13 protein-coding genes are annotated in these 17,615 nt (G+C 69.1%); 7 read left to right on the plus strand and 6 right to left on the minus strand.

From position 1 onward, the window contains the following. The first annotated feature begins 142 nt into the window (after positions 1–142). The 3 genes from BS329_RS37465 (at position 143) to BS329_RS37475 (ending at position 4,790) form a co-directional block, all read left to right on the plus strand. Entirely contained in the window at positions 143–598 is a 456-nt protein-coding gene (locus BS329_RS37465) for a hypothetical protein (RefSeq protein ID WP_076167792.1), read from the plus strand. 187 nt (positions 599–785) lie between these two features. Next, positions 786–3,122 carry a chitobiase/beta-hexosaminidase C-terminal domain-containing protein gene (locus BS329_RS37470; RefSeq protein WP_076167794.1) on the plus strand — a complete coding sequence of 779 codons (2,337 nt, stop codon included), beginning with the start codon at positions 786–788 and terminating at the stop codon, positions 3,120–3,122. A 363-nt stretch (positions 3,123–3,485) separates the two neighbouring features. After that, positions 3,486–4,790, plus strand: a complete 1,305-nt coding sequence (locus tag BS329_RS37475) for an aldehyde dehydrogenase family protein (protein WP_076167795.1) — start codon at positions 3,486–3,488, stop codon at positions 4,788–4,790. An 86-nt stretch (positions 4,791–4,876) separates the two neighbouring features. On the opposite strand, the gene BS329_RS37480 is transcribed toward BS329_RS37475, so the two are convergent. The 6 genes from BS329_RS37480 to BS329_RS37505 form a co-directional block, all read right to left on the minus strand. Beyond that, on the minus strand, positions 4,877–5,092 hold the full coding sequence (locus BS329_RS37480; protein WP_076167796.1) for a putative acetyltransferase: 216 nt from the start codon (positions 5,090–5,092) through the stop codon (positions 4,877–4,879). Further along, positions 5,089–5,328, minus strand: a complete 240-nt coding sequence (locus BS329_RS37485) for a glutaredoxin family protein (protein ID WP_037311823.1) — start codon at positions 5,326–5,328, stop codon at positions 5,089–5,091. Before BS329_RS37485 ends, BS329_RS37480 begins: the two co-directional genes overlap by 4 nt. Positions 5,329–5,331: 3 nt before the next feature. Continuing rightward, on the minus strand, positions 5,332–8,220 hold the full coding sequence (locus BS329_RS37490) for an ATP-binding protein (protein ID WP_084750740.1): 2,889 nt from the start codon (positions 8,218–8,220) through the stop codon (positions 5,332–5,334). 89 nt (positions 8,221–8,309) lie between these two features. Continuing rightward, complete coding sequence (locus BS329_RS37495) at positions 8,310–8,504, minus strand: hypothetical protein (RefSeq protein ID WP_076167800.1); 195 nt, start codon at positions 8,502–8,504, stop codon at positions 8,310–8,312. Positions 8,505–8,517: 13 nt separating this feature from the next. Next, positions 8,518–11,388, minus strand: a complete 2,871-nt coding sequence (locus BS329_RS37500; RefSeq protein ID WP_076167802.1) for a type 2 lanthipeptide synthetase LanM family protein — start codon at positions 11,386–11,388, stop codon at positions 8,518–8,520. A 309-nt stretch (positions 11,389–11,697) separates the two neighbouring features. Continuing rightward, on the minus strand, positions 11,698–12,354 hold the full coding sequence (locus BS329_RS37505) for a response regulator transcription factor (protein ID WP_076167890.1): 657 nt from the start codon (positions 12,352–12,354) through the stop codon (positions 11,698–11,700). 95 nt (positions 12,355–12,449) lie between these two features. Between BS329_RS37505 and BS329_RS37510 the strand changes: the two genes are divergently transcribed. The 4 genes from BS329_RS37510 to BS329_RS37525 all read left to right on the plus strand — a co-directional run bounded on the left by BS329_RS37510 (position 12,450) and on the right by BS329_RS37525 (position 17,615). Then, positions 12,450–13,115: a response regulator transcription factor gene (locus BS329_RS37510; protein WP_076167804.1), complete on the plus strand. Its 666-nt coding sequence runs from the start codon at positions 12,450–12,452 to the stop codon at positions 13,113–13,115. Continuing rightward, positions 13,112–14,386 carry a sensor histidine kinase gene (locus tag BS329_RS37515; protein ID WP_076167806.1) on the plus strand — a complete coding sequence of 425 codons (1,275 nt, stop codon included), beginning with the start codon at positions 13,112–13,114 and terminating at the stop codon, positions 14,384–14,386. Before BS329_RS37510 ends, BS329_RS37515 begins: the two co-directional genes overlap by 4 nt. Before the next feature lie 178 nt (positions 14,387–14,564). Beyond that, the gene (locus BS329_RS37520; RefSeq protein ID WP_076167808.1) at positions 14,565–15,518 is read left to right on the plus strand and encodes an AAA family ATPase; all 954 of its coding nucleotides are present in this window, start codon (positions 14,565–14,567) and stop codon (positions 15,516–15,518) included. A gap of 3 nt (positions 15,519–15,521) precedes the next feature. Next, positions 15,522–17,615, plus strand: a complete 2,094-nt coding sequence (locus tag BS329_RS37525) for a fibronectin type III domain-containing protein (RefSeq protein ID WP_076167809.1) — start codon at positions 15,522–15,524, stop codon at positions 17,613–17,615.

The following is a 17,615-nucleotide window of genomic DNA, read 5'->3' on the forward strand; positions in this document are numbered from 1 at the left end:
TCCGGCCAGCATGAGCAGCGTGAATACAAGGTCCGTACAAACGCGGTCTCCCGGGTCTCCTTGTCGCCCGGTCGGGTGTCACTCCGGCGAAAACCGGCGTGACCTGATATGACTTCCCGTGGACGCCGAAAGGTCGAGACCCATGGTGCTACGTACTTCGCCACCCTCCCGGGCTCATCTCAGACTGCTCGCCCCGGCGGACTCCGCACCTCCACCACGAAGGCGGGACCGGTACGGCGAGATCGTCGATCGACGGCTGGCCGCGATCCTCGCCGCCGAAGACGTGGCGGAGGAGCACGGACTGAGCGCGCACGTCCGGACCACCTGCTACGTGCACCGCTGCTGGGTGCATCAGTGCATCTCCGATCCGATGCACATCGTGATCGTGACCGGGCACCGCTGGTGCCGCCGGTGCGATCGCACGGTCGTCGTCGAGGTCGACGAGACCGCCCCGGGATCGGTTGAACTCTCCTGTGACGGCTGCGGCGTCCCGCCGGACACGGCCGCGAACCGCGAAGTGCTGCTGGCGTGCCGGACCAGTTTGAGTGCGATGCACGGTGGGGAAGCTTCGACGCTGTACGTCGTCCCGGACGCCTGAAGAGGCCGAACGGGGGTATCCGGGCGGCAGGACGGTCGTATCCGGTGGATCCGTCCGGGTCAGTCAGTGGTTTGGACCATCACTGTTACCGAAGCGTGATCTGGACATATCGCACGGACGGTTACTTTGTTGTGGCGCGCAACGAATTGCTTCGCCCGTGGATTTCCAACGCCGGAGGTGTCACGACGTGAACCGAATCCTTGTGCAGCCCCAACGACGGAAAGGGGTCCGGGGCGTACTCGCCCTCGGTCTTTCCGCGCTTCTGATCGCCGCCGGTCTCGTCGGTGCCACCGCCGCCGCGGCCGCCGACTACAGCCAGACCGCCGCGTCCTTGAACGCGAGCCAGGCGCAGTTCTCCTTCACACCGGCGACAACCGCGCGGTACGTCGACCTCCACTACACCGGCGTTCCGGGCGTGGGGCAGCAGAACGTCCGCATGGCCGACAGCGGCGGCACATGGCGGCACACCGTCGGTTCGCTCGCCACCGGCACGGTGCTCGACTACTGGTTCACCTACGAGAAGAGCGGGCCGCAGTACGACACCCCGCACTTCGGTTACACGCACGGTGGTAGCGGCACGACCGTCGCCGCGCCGACGTTCGACCCGCCCGGCGGTAGCTACCCGAGTGCCCGCTCGGTCGTGTTGTCGACCGCGACCGCGGGCGCGACCATCCGGTACACGGTGGACGGTTTCACGCCGACCGCGTCGTCCACTGTGTACACCGGGCCGATCACGGTCTCGGCCTCCGCCACGGTTTCCGCGATCGCGCTGAAGTCGGGCTCGGCCAGTTCCCCGGTGGCATCGGCGAGCTACACCATCGGAACGACACAGGCGACCTGTCCGGTACAGGCCGACGTCCCGAACTTCGGCCCCAACGTGCGGATCTTCGACCCCGGCATGTCGGCGCAGTCGATCCAGACCCGGCTGGACGCGGACTTCAACCAGCAGAAGGACACCCTGACCGCGCAGTTCACCGAACGCAGGTACGCGCATCTGTTCAAACCCGGTGTCTACAGCGGGATCCACGACGACGTCGGCTACTACACCTCCGTCGCCGGTCTCGGGCAGAACCCGGGCGACGTCGTGATCAACGGTGATGTGACCGTCGACGCCTTCAACGAGTCCGACAAGGGGGTGGCGCTGCAGAATTTCTGGCGCTCGGCGGAAAACCTCGCCGTCGTCCCGAGCAGCGGCGCGACCCGGTGGGCCGTCGCGCAGGCCGCTCCGTTCCGGCGGATGGACATCCGCGGTGGCCTGAACCTCTTCCCGGCCAGCTATGGCTTCGCCAGTGGCGGATACACGGCCGACAGCAAGGTTTCCGGTAAGACCGCGTCGATCTCGCAGCAGCAGTGGTACACCCGCGACAGCGGCTACGGCAGCTGGGAAGGCGGCGTCTGGAACATGGTGTTCTCCGGCACGAACGGTGCCCCGGCCAACACGTTCCCGAACCCGCCGGAAACGACGCTCGGCACCACACCGGTGTCCCGCGACGTCCCATATCTCTACCTCGACGGCTCCGGCAAGTACCGGGTTTTTCTGCCTTCCTTGCGCACCAACGCTTCCGGGCCGAGCTGGGCCAGTGGCAGCACCCCGGGCAGTTCGCTGCCGATGAGCCAGTTCCACGTCGTGAAGGCGGGGGACACGGCGTCGTCGATCAACACCGCGCTCTCCCAGGGCTGCAACCTGTTCTTCACGCCCGGCGTCTACCACCTGAACCAGACGCTGAACGTGAGCAAGGCCAACACCGTCGTCCTCGGCATCGGCTACCCGACACTGGTGCCCGACAACGGCGTCGACGCGATGCGGGTCGCCGATGTGGACGGTGTGCGGCTCAAGGGCCTGCTGTTCGACGCCGGCACGACCAACTCGCAGTCGCTGCTCACTGTCGGCCAGGCGGGCTCGACGGCGAACCACTCGGCCAACCCGACCACGTTGCAGGACGTGTTCTTCCGGATCGGCGGTCAGCTCGCGGGAAAGGCGACGAACAGCCTGATCGTCAACAGCCGTGACACGATCATCGATCACATCTGGGCCTGGCGAGCCGACCACGGCAACGCGGGCACGTACGGCTGGACGATCAACACCGGTGACACCGGCGTGGTCGTCAACGGCGACAACGTGCTGGCGACCGGTCTGTTCGTCGAGCACTACCAGAAGTACCAGGTGATCTGGAACGGCCAGAACGGCAGGACGATCTTCTTCCAGAACGAGATCCCGTACGACGTCCCCGATCAGGCCGGATGGAAGAGTCCCAACGGGCTCAACGGCTACGCCGCCTACAAGGTGGGGGACAACGTGACCACACACGAGGCGTGGGGACTTGGCAGCTACTGCTTCTTCAACGACAACCCGGCGGTGAACCTGTACCACGCGTTCGAGGTGCCGAACCGTTCCGGCGTCCGGTTCCACAACCTGGTGACGGTGTCGCTGAACTACAAGGGAACCATCACCCACGTGATCAACGACGCGGGAGCGGTGACCCCGCCGCGGACGACGCCGAGCAATCTGGTCAGTTACCCGTAGCTGGAGACTGCCTATTGAAGCGCGTGAAGGCCCCCTTCCCTCGGCTCAGCCGCGTGAAGGGGGCCTTCACGCGGGTTGCGCGGCGGGTCGCGGGGATTGCGGCAGGGTGTGGAGTGAACCCAATGTGGCATTGGGGGCGTTGAGTGTCCCCAATGCCACATTGGCTCCACGCCCCGCCGCTACCCGACCGCAAGTAGAGGACTACTTGCGGTCGGGTAGGCAGGCGTGAGTGAGCGGGCGAGAAGGTGTCTGGGGTGTCCTGAAGGAGGTCTTTCAAGACGCCTACGGCTCCACAAGGTCGTATAACGCCCTATACGTAGCCGCGTCAGACGATCGCCTCGGTGAGCGGTTAGGCTCCGTTTCATGATCAGCAACGACGCGTCAGTCATAGTCGATGACCTGCGCGAACTCTTCCGTTCCGGTGTCACCAAACCGGTGGCCTGGCGGCGGACGCAGCTCATCGGGTTGCGCACGCTCCTGTCCGAACAGGAGGACGTGTTCCTCAAGGCGCTGTACGCCGACCTGCGTAAGAACGCCGTCGAGGCCAAGCGCGCGGAGATCGCGCTCGTGCGCAACGAGATCGACCACACGCTGGAGAACCTGGACTCCTGGCTGACCCCGGAGCCCGCCGACATCCCCCAGCCCCTGCGGCCGGGGAGTGGCCGCGTCGTGCGCGAACCGCTCGGCGTGGCGTTGATCATCGGGCCCTGGAACTACCCGCTGCAACTGGTGCTCGCACCGCTGGTCGGGGCGCTGGCGGCGGGCAACTGCGCGGTCGTGAAGCCGAGTGAGCTGTCTCCGCACACCTCGGCCGCGATCACCGAGCACCTGCCGAAGTACGTCGAAGGCGTCCGCGTCGTCGAGGGGGCGATCCCCGAGACGACGGCGTTGCTGGAGCAGAAGTTCGACACCATCTTCTACACCGGGAACGGGACCGTCGGCCGGATCGTCATGACCGCGGCGGCGAAGCACCTCACGCCGGTCACGCTCGAACTGGGCGGGAAGAGCCCGGCGATCGTCGAGCCGGGCGCGGATCTCGCCGTGACCGCGCAGCGGCTCGCCTACGGCAAGTTCGCCAACGCGGGCCAGACCTGCGTCGCGCCCGACTACGTCCTCGCGGTCGGTGGCACCGGTCCGAAGCTGGCGGAGCACCTGGCCGAGGCGGTCGAAGGGATGTTCGGCGAGGACCCGGCCACCAGCGACTCCTACGGCCGGATCATTTCGACCCGGCACTACGACCGGCTCGCCGCCTTGCTGGACAACGGAATCGCGGTCGTCGGCGGCGAGGGGGACCGCGACGAGAAATACATCGCGCCCACCGTGCTCACCGGTGTCTCCCCGGACGCCCCGGTGATGCGGGACGAGATCTTCGGTCCGATCCTGCCGATCGTCGAGGTCCCCGACGTCGACGCGGCACTGGCGTTCGTCAACGAACGCGACAAACCGCTGGCGTTGTACGCCTTCACCGAGTCGGAGGAGACGAAGCGCCGGATCGAGGCGGAGACGTCGTCGGGCGGACTGGTGTTCGGCACGGCGATCATCCACCTCGCGGCGCCCGACCTGCCGTTCGGCGGGGTGGGGGAGAGCGGGATGGGCCGGTATCACGGCCGCTACTCGATCGACAACTTCAGCCATGTGAAGGCCGTGCTGGACAAACCGCTCAGCTGACCCGCTCGTGAGTGGCGGGTTCGCGTGATCAGCGGGACGACACGTGTGACGGGACGGACGACACGCGTGACGGGATGGACGACTCGCTATATGGAGGAGGCAGGGCGCCGCGCCGGCGGAGGCGGAACCGTCTTCGCCAGCACGATGTCCGCCAGCCGGATCGTCGCGAGACCACGTTTGGTCTCCACGGTGCATTCCGCGTCGTCGCGGGAGCGCAGGTAGCCGAGCGCGTCGGTGAACCCGCCTTCGATCCGGTAGCGCACGACGACCCTCGTGCCGACCGGGACGTCCGGCAAGGTCATCGGTTCAGGTGCGCGGTTAGTTCGTCGTCGCTCGGTTCGACCAAGTGGGTGCCGTCCGGCCAGACGATGGTCGGGATCCGCCGCTCACCGTTCTGCAGTGCTCGCACGGTCTCTTCGGCGCCGGAGTCCGCTTCGACGTCGATGTAGTCGTACTCGACACCCTTGGCGTCCAGCAGGGCACGGCTGCGTTTCACGTCGGGGCACCAGCCGGCGCCGTACACGGTGAGGTCGCTCATGGCTCACAGCATGCCAGGTCGCGGTCCGGCGGCGTGTTCGGCGAGGGCCGAACGGTCGGCGAGGCCGGTCTTGGCGAGCAGGCTGGCGACGTGCTTTTCGACCGTCCTGGGGGAGATGTGCAGCCGGGCGCCGATGTCCTTGTTGCCCATCCGCTCGGCGAGCAGCACCAGCACCTCGTACTCGCGCACGGTGACGCCGGACGCGCGCAGGTCGCCGGGGACGCGGTCGACACCGGCCCGGCGTTGCCGGACGGGCGCGCCGAGTTTGCGGAGCAGGCTCCGGCAGGAGGCAGCGACCGCCTGGATGTCCCGGCCGTGGAAGTACTCTTCGGCCCGCTTGAGCCAGCCCGCCGGATCGCCCCACCCGTCGGCGGCGGCCGGTTCGGCGATCAGCCGGAGGCCGAGGTGCCGGGCCAAGGGATAGGGCGCCGACGTCTCCAGAGCGGCGGCCACCGCTCGCTCGGCTTCGGTCGCGTCGCCGCGCCTGCCGTGCTCGACGGCGTGCGCGAATTCGACGAACTGCCGGTTCCAGCGCATCCCGCTCACGGCGGCACCGTCTTCGGGGCACGCGGCGCCACCGAGGGTGTCGACGAGCGTCTTGAGCCCGTGTTGCCCGGCGAGGTGGAACCGGCTCGGCCGCCGGTCCTCCAGTTCGGTCACCTGCGCGAGTTCCCGGCGTGCCCGGTCGGAGTCCTCCTCGAGCAGTGAGCAGAAGACCCGCGCCAGCCCGATGCTCAGCACCATCTCCTGCGCGTTCTCGCCGCCGCTCTCCCGGAAGTCCTCGAGCGCCTGTTCCATCGCCGGGCGGTCCGCCCGGTGCCCGGCCGACATCGCCCTGGTCATATGCGCGTAGTGCAGCAGCGCGGTCAGCCGGAGCCTGCCGAGTACGGCGAGGTTCTCCTCCAGCAGCGCGTGCGCGGTCTCGAACTCGCAGCGCAGGATCGCGTGCATGGTGCGCACCGAATCGACCGCGCAATGCAGTGTGATCGATCCGGTCCGTTGCGCGTCGGCGCGGGCGAGCAGCAGGGTTTGCTCGTCGCCGGTCATGAGCACGCGATGCCCGCCGAGCCGGACCAGCGCCTGGGTGCGGAGGTGGTGCAGGTGGTTGTCCTCGGCGGTGCGCCGCGCGAGTTGCATGTAGTGCTCGGATTCGGTGAGGTCCCTCGACAGCGCGAGCATGCCGAGCACCTGGAGGGCCTGGCAGACGACGAACGGTTGCGCGGTCTCCTCGGCCACCTTCCACGCCTGGCGCGCGAGCCGTTCCGCCGTGCCGGCCCGGCCGGGGACGTCGAGCCAGAGGTTCGCTTCGACGGCGTCGAGCGCGGCTTGCTGGGCTGGCGAGATCGCCGAACCGAGGGGAGCGCGGGCACGTTCTATCTGGCCGAGGCATTCGTCGTGCCGTCCGGCGATGTAGGCGGCCCACGCGAGCTGGGTGTGCAGTTTGGCGGCTCGTTCGAGTGTCCCGATCTCGCCGAACCCGGCGGAAAGCTCGACAGCGCGGTCGAACTGGCCGGTTTGTCCCAGTGCGTACAGCAGCGTCTCCAGCACCTCGGCACGATCTCCCGCGTCGGCCCCGGCGAGCAGGTCGACGGCCTTGGTGAGCATCGTGACCGCGGAGTCGGCGGCACCGGCGTCGAGGGCGCGACGACCGGTTTCGGCGAACAGCCGTCCCGCCGCTCGCTCGTCCGACGCGGTCAACCGGAGCGACGCGACGAGCGCGCACAGATCACCCGGCAGTCCCGGATACAGCTTCTCGACCGCGTCGGCGGCCTGACGGGCTAGCGCCGCCTTCCGCGCCGGGGACTGACGCTCCAGGAGCGCTTCCGCGGTCAGCGGATGACGGAAGGCGTACCAGCCGGGCGTCGTCTCGTCGGTGGTCACGAGGTTCGCCGAGACCGCGGCGGTGAGGTGGTTGTGCAGGGTCCGGTCGTTGGTGCCGGTGACCGTCTGCACCACCGACAGCGGGAAACGGCGGCCGATGATGGCGGCGACCGACAGCAGGTCGCCCGCCTGCTCGCCGAGTTGCTCCATCCGCACGCCGATACTGGTGACCAGCGCGGCGGGCACGCGGGCACGGAGTTCGCCGATGACACGCCAGCCGTCCCGGCTCTCGACCAGCAGGCCGTCGTTCACCATGTCGTGGAGCAGCTCCTCGACGATGAACGGCAGACCGGCGCTGTTGCGCCACAACAGTTCGGCCGCCGGCGCAGGCAGATATCCCGGCTCGGTCTCCAGACAGGCCGCGGCGAGCTTGCGGGTGTCGGCGAGGCCGAGCCTGCCGAGTTCGAGGATCGCGCAGGTCATCCGCTGGGCACCGGAGGTCGCGAGGTGGAGGGCGTCGGAGGGTTCGTTGCGAAGCGTGCCGACGAACAGGGTTTGCGCCGCGGACAGGTTGTCGACGAGGTATTCGAGGATGAACAGCGTTTCGGCGTCGGCGTCCTGGAGGTCATCGAGGACCAGGAGCGCGCCGCGGTCGCGGCTGGTGACGGCCAGCAGCCGGAACACGGCTTCGGCGAGGACCATCAGGGAGCCCGATTCCCGCGGCCGGTCGCCTTGGCTCCAGTCGGGGACGAGCTGGGCGAGCACCGGGATGAACGGGTCGAGTTCCGCCACCTCGGGCGGGCCGCCGCCGCGGAAGTGCGAGAGCAGCGCCTGGGTCAGCGGCCGGAACGGGACGAGCGGGCCGATCGAACTGGCCCTGCCCTGGAGGACCGGGATATTCGCGGCGACCGCTCGCGAAGCCGCTTCGATGGCGAGCCGGGACTTGCCGATCCCGCCTTCGCCCACCAGAAAGATCGCGCCGCCACGGCCGGCGATGGCGCGATCGAGAGCTCCGGAGAGCTCGGCCAGTTCGGCCTCACGGCCGATCACCCGCGACGAACGGATCCCCACCATCGTGACTATAGCGAGCGGATTCCCGTGCTACGGCGAAGAGTTGATCACGAAGGCGGGCGGCGCGTGCCCGCCTTCGTGACACCTTCTCAGATCCAGCCGCCGGAGAGGAGGCTGACGACGGACGGCGAGCCGGGGTCGCCCGACAGAGTGGCGAGCGGGTTGGCGCTCAGCCGCGGTTTGCTGCCCGCCAGTGCGTGGTTGCGCGAGCCGACCTCGAGGGCGCGCGGCAGGTTCACGGCGCCGAGGGCGTCTTCGGTGGCGGGCAGATCTCGTTCGTACATTCGGGTTTTCTCCTCATACTCGGTTTGCCGTCGGAACGATGGTGGCCGCCGGATGCGGCCGGTCGGGGCGGAGCAACAGCGCGGACGGGACCCGGTCGCCGAATCCCAGCCGCAGCAGCCCGTAGCCGATGCCCGCCAGACCACTCAGCAGCCCTGGCGAGGGGATCGCGCCGGGGGTCCCACAGCGCGCACCGCGCTGGTCGACGGCGGCGAACAGATGTCCGGTCCGCCGCCGTACCGCTGCGGCTGCGCCAGTGTGCCCGTTCTCCGCCAGCACGCACAACACTTCCAAGACTCCGGATTCGCCGTGGCACAGGCTGAGATCCCGCAAGGGTGCCCCGTCGGACAATCTTTTGACGGTCCGGTCCAGTTCCAGGGCACTGGCGGGATCGGGCAGGTGAGCGGCAAGACCGAGAGTGGCGCCCGCGAGGCCCTCGCACCAGCCGCCGGTGCTTTCCGCCCGGTCGCCCGCCCTTCCGGGCGGTTCTTCGCCGGTCCGGTCGTGTGCCCGCAGGACCCAGTCGATCCCGGCGGAACCGTGCGCGAAACCCGTCCCTTGTGGACGTTCGCGGTCGAGTAGCCGCTCGGTGTAACGGTCCGCTCGCGCCAGCGCCGTCTCCAGTCCTGTTTGGACATACACCGAGCGCATCGAGGCGACACCGCCCGCGAGCCCCGTCGTGAAGCCGGACGGCGTCTCGGCGGTGGCGTCGGGCATCAGTTCGACAGCCTGCTCGATGAGGTCGCCGGCGGGAAGGCCGACCAGGGTGCTGAGCCGGGCGATCGTGTACGCGACGCCGCCCAGCCCCAGCAGTCCTCCGCAGCCGGCGGTGGCGGCCAGCTCGCGGTCGGCCCGGAGCGTGGCGAAGAGGCCGGGAAGCGGCGTGATCGCGTACGTGGCCAGGTCGCGGTAGCGCGCGATCCCGGTCAGCTCGGCGAGCTGGGCGAGGAACAAGGCGACCCCGCAGTAACCCTCGCCGAGACCCGCGCCCATCGGCAGCACGGTCCAGTAGCGGTCGTCGACGAGTTCGATCCCGAGCCAGTTGGAGCGGCGTTCGTCGGAGAAGGCGTTGGCGACGAGGTGATCGGCGATCCCGCACGCGGCGACCAGCAGCCGTTCCGCGTCGGGCGCCTGGTTCGGCACCGCCGTTTCGACGGTTTCACCGCCGCTGTGCTGCCCGGCGGTCGCCGTGCTGATGGCGAGGGTGGCCGAGATCAGCCATTCCTGGTCGCGCTGGTCGAGCGGGTCCATGTCCGCGACCTTCGCGAGCACGGTGTCCAGCGACGGCCGGTCTACCACGCCCTCCACGCTGTCGCCGCGTGAATCCAGCAGCGATGTCGAGCCGGGGTTCGAGGTGAACATCGGGACGTCGCCCGCCCAGAGGTCGGCCCGCTCGTGCGGCACGAGCCGGAGGAGTTTCTCTTCGCCTGCCGAGTCTTCTTCCAGCAGGTCGAACGCGTGGTCACGGTCGGCGGCGTCGCGCAGGAGGTCGGGGTGGGTGGTCTCGTCCAGCAGGCGGAAATAGAAGTTCGTTGGCCGGATGAGCACCCGGATGGGGTCCTCGGCGCAGCGCCGGAGATGTTCGGCGAGCCCGTCCCGCCCGCTGGAGATCGCGTCGTAGCCGAGCCGGAATCCGGCCAGCAACGCCGCGCTGTGCTCGGCCGGGGCGATGTCGCGCCCGTCGAGGCGCGGGAGGTTGTTCCCGCCCGCGAGTTCGCCGGGCACGCGGACCAGCCGCATGTGGTCGGTGCCGGGATCGGCCCACTCGACCTGGTCGGTGGGCAGCCTGCCGCCGCGGCCTGCCAGCCCGGAGATGTCGACGGCGCCGTGTTCCCCGGCGAAGAGCTGGGGGAGCAGCAACGTGCGCTGGACCGACCGCGCCAGCATCTCCGCCGCGGGGTCGCCGTCCGGCGGAACGGTGGGCGAGGGCTGGAAGAGCGTCTCGATGTCGATCAGCACCGGCTGGTCGCCGCTCGCGATGATGTTTTCGTAATGCACATCGGTGGCGTCGAGCGCGTGCAGGAGCGCCAGCAGGATGCCCTGGCGGCGGTAGAACCGGTCGACGTCGGCGAGGTCGGCGCACGGCCGGTGCTCGACGAACCGAAGCCAGCCGTAGCCCTCGCGCGGTAAGGCGTCGGCGGTCCGCAATTCGAGGCCGGGGAGTCGTTTGTTGAGCTGTTCGACGACCTCGGTGAAGCGTTCGTGCAGGATCAACGGGCGGGGTTTGTAGATCACCTTGGAGCCGCTGGAGAAGCGGAGCAGTTTGACCGAACGTCCTCGCGCGTGCGAGTCGCCGATCCCGCCCGCGACTTCGATGAGCGTGCCGAGTTCGCCGCCCGCGACCGAGCAGGGCAGTTCGGCGGCGTCGGCGGAGAAGCGGGTCAGCGTCTCGGCATGGGCTTCGGCGGCGTGGAGGCAGGCCTGCGCGATCAGCCTGGCCAGAACCGGGTATTCACCGAACAACCGGACGAGCCCGGCCGGAGTGGATTGCTGCCGTACGAAGTCCGCGAAGCGCTCCTCAGGTGTCTCGCCCCGGAGGGTCCCGGCCTTGCGGGCGCGGTGGAGTTCGAGGACCAGGGTGCGGACAGAGAGCTTGAACAGATGCTGGTCGAGCTGAGCCGCGAAGCCCCGGCGGAGTGCGTCGACGTCCGCGTCGGCGAGGCCGTGGGGAACCGCTTCACGGCAGGCGGTCTCGACGAACGACCTGAAGACCCCGGCGAACGCGAGACGCCAGTCACCCACTGGGGGGCGCTCCGGCGGAAGCGTGGTGACGGCGCGTTCGGTGAAGTCGGCCCATGCGGGCTTGTCCGTTTTCCGTTCGCGCGGGGTCTGGCCGTGCACCCACCACTTCAGCGGCAGGGACGTCGCCGATGGCTGGGGCGTCACGGCGGTGATGCTTTCAGTTCGGGCGGTGCTCGCGCATGGGGGTGCGTCACCCACATTCAGCGCACGCACGAAGATGCCCGGAGAGTGACGACCCCTCGTCACCGGAATATGGGGTCCCGGTACCCATGCGCCGGGACCGGTCCCGGGCACACCATGGTCTGGTGGCGAGGGTTCGCGGCGATCGCAGGGGATCGCCGCGATGCCGGGCGCGGGCCGGGTCACTGGGGGTACGGCCCGCGCCGCCTGCCTCCCGCAGCACCATCCGGCGCGGGTGCGGGACCCATCTCGACACCGCTCGCTCGGGCGAGGTCAGCCGATTCGGTAGCCGGCTTTGGGCACAGTGGTGATCAGTGGAGGATTCAGCAGTTTCCGTCGCAGGCTGGACAGCACTACGTCCAGGACGTTCGAGGCCGGGTCCGCATGCACGTCCCAGCCCGCGCTGACGAGGTCGGCGCGCGACACCGGCTCCCCGGCGTTTTCCAGCAGGCGTCGCACCACGGCGAACTCGGTGCGCGTCAGGCTCAGGAGCACTCCGCCACGCCGGACCTCGTGGCGTCCGGTGTCGAGTTCGAGGTCGCCCGCTCGCAGCACCGGTGGTGGCGCCACCCGGCCGCGTCGGCAGAGACTGCGCACGCGTGCCACCATTTCGGCGATGACGAACGGTTTCTCGAGGTAGTCGTCGCCGCCGCGGCGCAGACCGGCGACCCGCTGGTCGGGATCACCGAGAGCGGTGAGGAAAAGCACGGGCACCGCCCAGCTTTCGGCACGCTTCCGTTCGACGTAGTCCAGCCCGTCGCCGCCGGGCAGCAGCCGATCGAAGACGACGCAGTCGTAGCTGTTGACGAACAGCGCCTCGTCGGCCGGGCCGAGATCGCCGACGGAGTCGACGGCGAATCCGGCGGTGCGCAGGGAGGAGTGCACCGACGATCGCAGCGTTTCGTCGTCTTCGATGACCAAGATCCGCACGCCACCACGGTAACCAGTTCGGTGGCGCGTGTCCTGTTCCTGCCGGATCGGGCGATCGGCTGCCATGCCGCGGTACGAACGCTAACCTCCATGAAATGAACGCGAGGGTGCTTCTCGTCGAGGACGACGCGGACATCCGGCTGGCCGTGTCCGCCGAACTGCGGACCGCGTCGTTCACGGTGGACGTCGTGGGCTCGATCGCCGCGGCGGCCGATGTGCTCGCTTCGGTCACGGAGCCACCCGCCTGCGCGGTGTTCGACCGGATGCTGCCCGACGGTGACGCCGTCCGGTTCGTCGACGCACGCAGGCGCGCGGGGTGGACCGTGCCGGTTCTGTTCCTGACGGCGCTGGATTCGGGTAGCGCCCGCGTCGAGGGATTCGAGCACGGCGGGGATGACTATCTGGTCAAGCCGTTCGTGATGGCGGAGCTGCTCGCGCGGGTCGGGAACCTGTGCCGTCGCGGTGCGGGCAGGCCGCCGGTGCTGCGCCACGCCGACCTCGAGGTCGATTTCGCGCGCTGCGAGGTGCGGCGGGGCGGCGTCCTGCTTTCGCTGAGCAACCGGGAATTCGCCATTCTCGAATATCTCGCGACCCGGCCGGGAATGGCGATTTCCCGCTCGGACCTCGTCGAACACTGCTGGGACCTGGAAAGCGAGCCGATGGCGAACGTCGTCGACGCGGTGGTCAAACGACTGCGCCGCAAGCTGGGGGACCCGGACCCGGTGGAGACGGTGCGCGGGGTCGGGTACCGGCTCTCGTGACGGACTCATCGACCGGCCGGTTGCGCCGGCTCCGTCGCCTGTTGACGGTGCTGTTCACCGCGATGAACGCGCTGGGACTGGTGGTGCTGGCGTGGCTGGTGATCGAGGCGGACGCCGATCAAGGCCGTCAACGGCTCGACAGCGAGGTACGCCAGGTCGCCGCGACGTTGGCCAGGATCGTCGCCGCGGACGGCGGTGCCATCGTCTTCGCCTATGTCGGCACCGACAGCGTCAACGAACAGTGTCCGCAGTTCGCCGTCCTTCCGGGCGGCGCTCCGGAATTCGTGCCCTATCGCAGCAAACGCGAATGCGTGGCCGTGGACGACGCCCTGCTGAACCGGCTGGCGACCGAGGCGACCGGTGCGAACAAGTCGAAGACCGGCTACGAAACCACGGCCGAAGGACGGCCGGTGTACGTCTCGGCTGATCCGGTCGAGGACCAGGGCGGGCAGGTCGCGGGTGCGTTCGTGGTGGTGGCCGACGCCGAGGGGGTTCTGCGGGAGCACGACCGATGGGTGCTGCTGGTGATCGGCGGGTGTGCGCTCCTCGTACTCGGCCTCGGCGCCGCCGGTTACGTCATCGCCGGCCGGGCCATCCGGCCGGCGGCCGCCGCGCTCGAGCAGCAGAAGTCTTTGCTGGACGGCGTTTCTCAACTGCTGGACGGGGTCGTGCACGATCTCAAGACGCCGGTCGCGGGGTTGCGCGCGCTGGCTGAAACGGCGATGCGGAATCCCGCCGAACAGGCCGAGATGCTGCCGAGGACGATTCGCTTGGCTTCCATGATGGGCGACATCATCGATCTGTGGCCGAAGCGTGCGCGGGTCACCGCCGGGGTCGACGAGTTGTCGATCGAGCCGCTGATGCTCGATCAACTGGTCGAAATGGTCGTCGAGGACATGCCTGCCGGTGGTGCGCGGATTTCGATCACTTCGGTGCCGAGTCGTGTCGACGGTGACGCGACGCTGCTGAGGCGCGCGGTCGCGAACCTGATCGGCAACGCGCTGAGCCACGGTCGTGCGCCGGACGAACAGGCCGATATCCAGATCACCGTGCTCGACGGCAGGGTGCTCATCGCCGACCGTGGCCCGGGAATCGATCCGGACGAAGCCGCGGCGTTGTTCGAACGATTCGTCAGCGGTGGGGGATCGACCGGGATCGGCTTGGCCGTCGTCAAATGGGTGGCCGACGTCCACGGCGGAACGCTGCGGGTCTACAACCGGGACGAGGGCGGGGCGATCTTCGAGCTCGCGTTGCCTCCCGGTAAGGGATAAGGACGCGATGAAGTACACCGACACCGCCCGTTCGGAGCAGCCGGACGCGCGTGGTGAACGCGCTACTCTGCGTCGAACCCACCGAATCACTGCACGATCGGAAAACGACCGATACGGGACCGGTCCCCGGCGGTACGCGGGATCATCCTGGCCGCGACACAGGTGCGAGGGGGACACGATGAACCAGCCGGTAGCGACCGGGGTCTACCGGGCGATCGCCGAAAACGTGCAGCGGGTACTGCGCGGGAAACCGGACGTCGTGCGGCTCGCCATCGCCGCACTGCTGTCCGAGGGGCATTTGCTGATCGAGGACGTCCCCGGGCTGGGGAAGACGACACTGGCCCGTTGCCTGGCGCGCAGCATCGGCGGGAGCTGGCACCGGATCCAGTTCACCCCCGACCTGCTGCCCGGCGACGTCACCGGCGTGATGGTCTATCACCAGAACAACGAGAAGTTCGAGTTCCACCCCGGTGGCATCTTCGCCAACATCGTGCTCGCCGACGAAATCAACCGCGGCACCCCCAAGACGCAGTCGGCACTGCTCGAGGTGATGTCCGAGCGGCGCGCGACGGTCGATTCGGTACCGCACGACGTCCCGCATCCGTTCCTGGTGATCGCGACCCAGAACCCGATCGAGATGGAGGGCACCTACCGGCTGCCCGAGGCCCAGCTCGACCGGTTCATGATGCGGATCTCCGTCGGCTACCCCGATCACGACGCCGAAGTGCGGGTGATCATGAGCGACTGCGCGCGGGTCAACCCGGACGAACTTTCCCCGGTGGTGGCTCTGGAAACCCTGCGCCGCGCCATCGACCAGGTGCGCGAGGCCTATCTGGACCCGGCCATCTGCTCTTACGCCGTCCGGCTGGCCGCGGCGACCAGGGAGCACGCGTCGGTCCGCTACGGCGCCAGCCCGCGCGGCAGTATCGCGCTGGTACGCGCCGCGCAGGGGATCGCGGCCACCGACGGCCGCAACTACGTCACCCCGGACGACATCAAGGCCATCGCCAAACCGGTGCTCGCCCACCGCCTGGTGCTGACCGCCGAGGCCGAACTGAACCAGAGATCGGCCACCGACATCGTCGACGAGGCGCTGGCGGCGACGCCCGCTCCCGCCATCAACGCGGTCTGAGTCATGGGCCTCCCGGGAGGGTTACGCGCACGGGCACCGATCGCCGCGATCGTGGCCGGATGTGTCGCGCTGGTGGGCGTCGCGATCACCGGCGGGGCGAAGCCACTGCCCGGTCTGGATCTGGCGCAGACCGGGCATTGGCTCTACAGCTCCGTGCTGGGCTCGGCCTTCCACATCGACGGCTCCGGCAAGCAGGCCGATGCCCAGGTGCCGGTGCCGGGCCTCGAGCCCGGCAGCCGGGTCGCGCAGGGCCCCACGCACGGCTACGTGCTTCCGCCGTCGAGCGTCGTCGAATTCGGGAAGTCGACGCTCTCGGTGGAGAAGACCACGCCGTCGCCCGCGAACGAATGGCCGGTGGCGGTGGAGACCAAGGGCGGCCCCTACGGCGTGTACCGCCAGGCGGGTGTCGTGATCCGGCTCGGAGACGCCGCGGTGAGGATCGCGGTCGGGGGCAGGCTCGGCGACCCGGTCGCGACCGCCGACGGGCGATTGTGGCTGCATCGAATCGACGACGGGCTGTTGTGCGAACTCGCGCCCGGCGCCGTCCGCGTCTCGTGCCCGATCGCGATTCCGGGCAGGCACAAGGGTTCCCTGGCGCTCACCGCGGACGGACCGGTCTTCGTGGACAGCGCCGACGACACGGTGCGGAAGGTTTCGAACGCCGGGCTCGGCGATCCGGCCCGGCTCGGGGTGGATCTGCCGGACAACGCCGTCGTGGCGGCCAACGACGTGGAAGGAAAGCTGGCGATCCTGGACCGTCCCGGCGCGAAGCTGCACCTCGTCGGGCCGGCCGTGGCGCCGGTGAGTGTCCCGCTGCCACCCGGTGACTACGTGGGGCTGGCCTCCTCCGGCTCCGTGGTCGCCTTGGTGGACAAGGGAAATCGCGCGCTGACCACCTACGACGGCGCCGGCCGCAAACGGGACAGCAGGCCGATTCCCGGCGGTGCGGATCATCCGCCGGTCCGGGGCCAGGATTCCCGGGTGTACGTCGACGGCGCGGACGGCGCGCACGTTCTCGTGGTCGATCCCGGCGGTGAGGTGAACGACGTCGCGGTGACCGGGGACCGGAAACCGGCCGAGACTCCGGTACCGGTGAATCCTCCGACGCCGGAAACGCCCGCGGACCGGACGGCGACAGGTGCACCTCCACCGTCCTCCGCGTCGAATGAGCCTGCCGGCAGGCCGGTCGTACCGGTCAAGCCGAAACCCCAGCCCCAACCCCAACCCCAGCCGCAGGTGGCCGTCCCCGCGAGTCCGCCGGGCGCGCCGCGTTCGGTCGGCGCGACGCCGGGAGACGCCTCGGCGTCGGTGAAGTGGGCCGCGGCCGCGACCAACGGCGCCGCGCTCACCGGATACCGGATCACCTGGGCGGGTGGGGAGAAGACGGTCGGCGGGGGAGTTCTGACCACGTCGATCACCGGTCTGGCCAACGGGATGGCCTACACGTTCACGGTGTCGGCGCTCAACCGCGCGGGAGCAGGCCCCGCCGCCGCCTCGAACCCGGTGACCCCGCAGGCGAGCATCAAGGTCCCTGGCGCGCCGGTGGGCCTCAACGTCCGGATCAAGACCGGCGACACCGACGCGAACGTCACCTGGCGGCCCGCGGCGGCGAACGGCTCACCGATCACCGCCTATCACGTGTCGTGGCGGCGGGCCGACGGCTCGGGTGCCGGTTCCCGGCGGGTCGCGGGATCGGCCAGGGCGCATCTCATCGAAGACATCGGGATCACGCAGCCGCTCACTGTCACCGTGCTCGCCGAGAACTCCGCGGGCCGGGGCGCGGCCGTGACGGTCACGAAACAGCGGGGCGACGAACCCTCGGACCGGAGCATCACCATCTCCCGGGGTGCCGATACGACGGCCACCGGCTGTTCTCCGCCCGCTTGCGCCTTCGTGCACATCGTGATGTCCGGCTTCACCCCTGGCAAGACACTGACGATCTCTTGCCACACCGAAGAAGGCGTCCACGACAGCGTGTCGAGGCAGGTCGGTCCGGACGGGAAACTGTCCTTCGACGAATTCCCGCAGGGCACCGTCGGGCGCGCTGTCTGGATCAGCGCCGAAAGTGTCCAATCGAAGAAGCTGGTCTGGAAGTAG

This window comes from Amycolatopsis coloradensis, assembly GCF_001953865.1.
GTDB lineage: Bacteria > Actinomycetota > Actinomycetes > Mycobacteriales > Pseudonocardiaceae > Amycolatopsis > Amycolatopsis coloradensis.

Bases quoted from the DNA above. Each gene is read 5' to 3' on its own strand.
- BS329_RS37465 (WP_076167792.1), top strand. From the start codon at position 143: ATGGTGCTACGTACTTCGCCACCCTCCCGGGCTCATCTCAGACTGCTC.
- BS329_RS37485 (WP_037311823.1), bottom strand. From the start codon at position 5,328: ATGAGCGACCTCACCGTGTACGGCGCCGGCTGGTGCCCCGACGTGAAA.
- BS329_RS37510 (WP_076167804.1), top strand. From the start codon at position 12,450: ATGAACGCGAGGGTGCTTCTCGTCGAGGACGACGCGGACATCCGGCTG.
- BS329_RS37525 (WP_076167809.1), top strand. From the start codon at position 15,522: ATGGGCCTCCCGGGAGGGTTACGCGCACGGGCACCGATCGCCGCGATC.
- BS329_RS37520 (WP_076167808.1), top strand. From the start codon at position 14,565: ATGAACCAGCCGGTAGCGACCGGGGTCTACCGGGCGATCGCCGAAAAC.
- BS329_RS37480 (WP_076167796.1), bottom strand. From the start codon at position 5,092: ATGACCTTGCCGGACGTCCCGGTCGGCACGAGGGTCGTCGTGCGCTAC.
- BS329_RS37475 (WP_076167795.1), top strand. From the start codon at position 3,486: ATGATCAGCAACGACGCGTCAGTCATAGTCGATGACCTGCGCGAACTC.
- BS329_RS37495 (WP_076167800.1), bottom strand. From the start codon at position 8,504: ATGTACGAACGAGATCTGCCCGCCACCGAAGACGCCCTCGGCGCCGTG.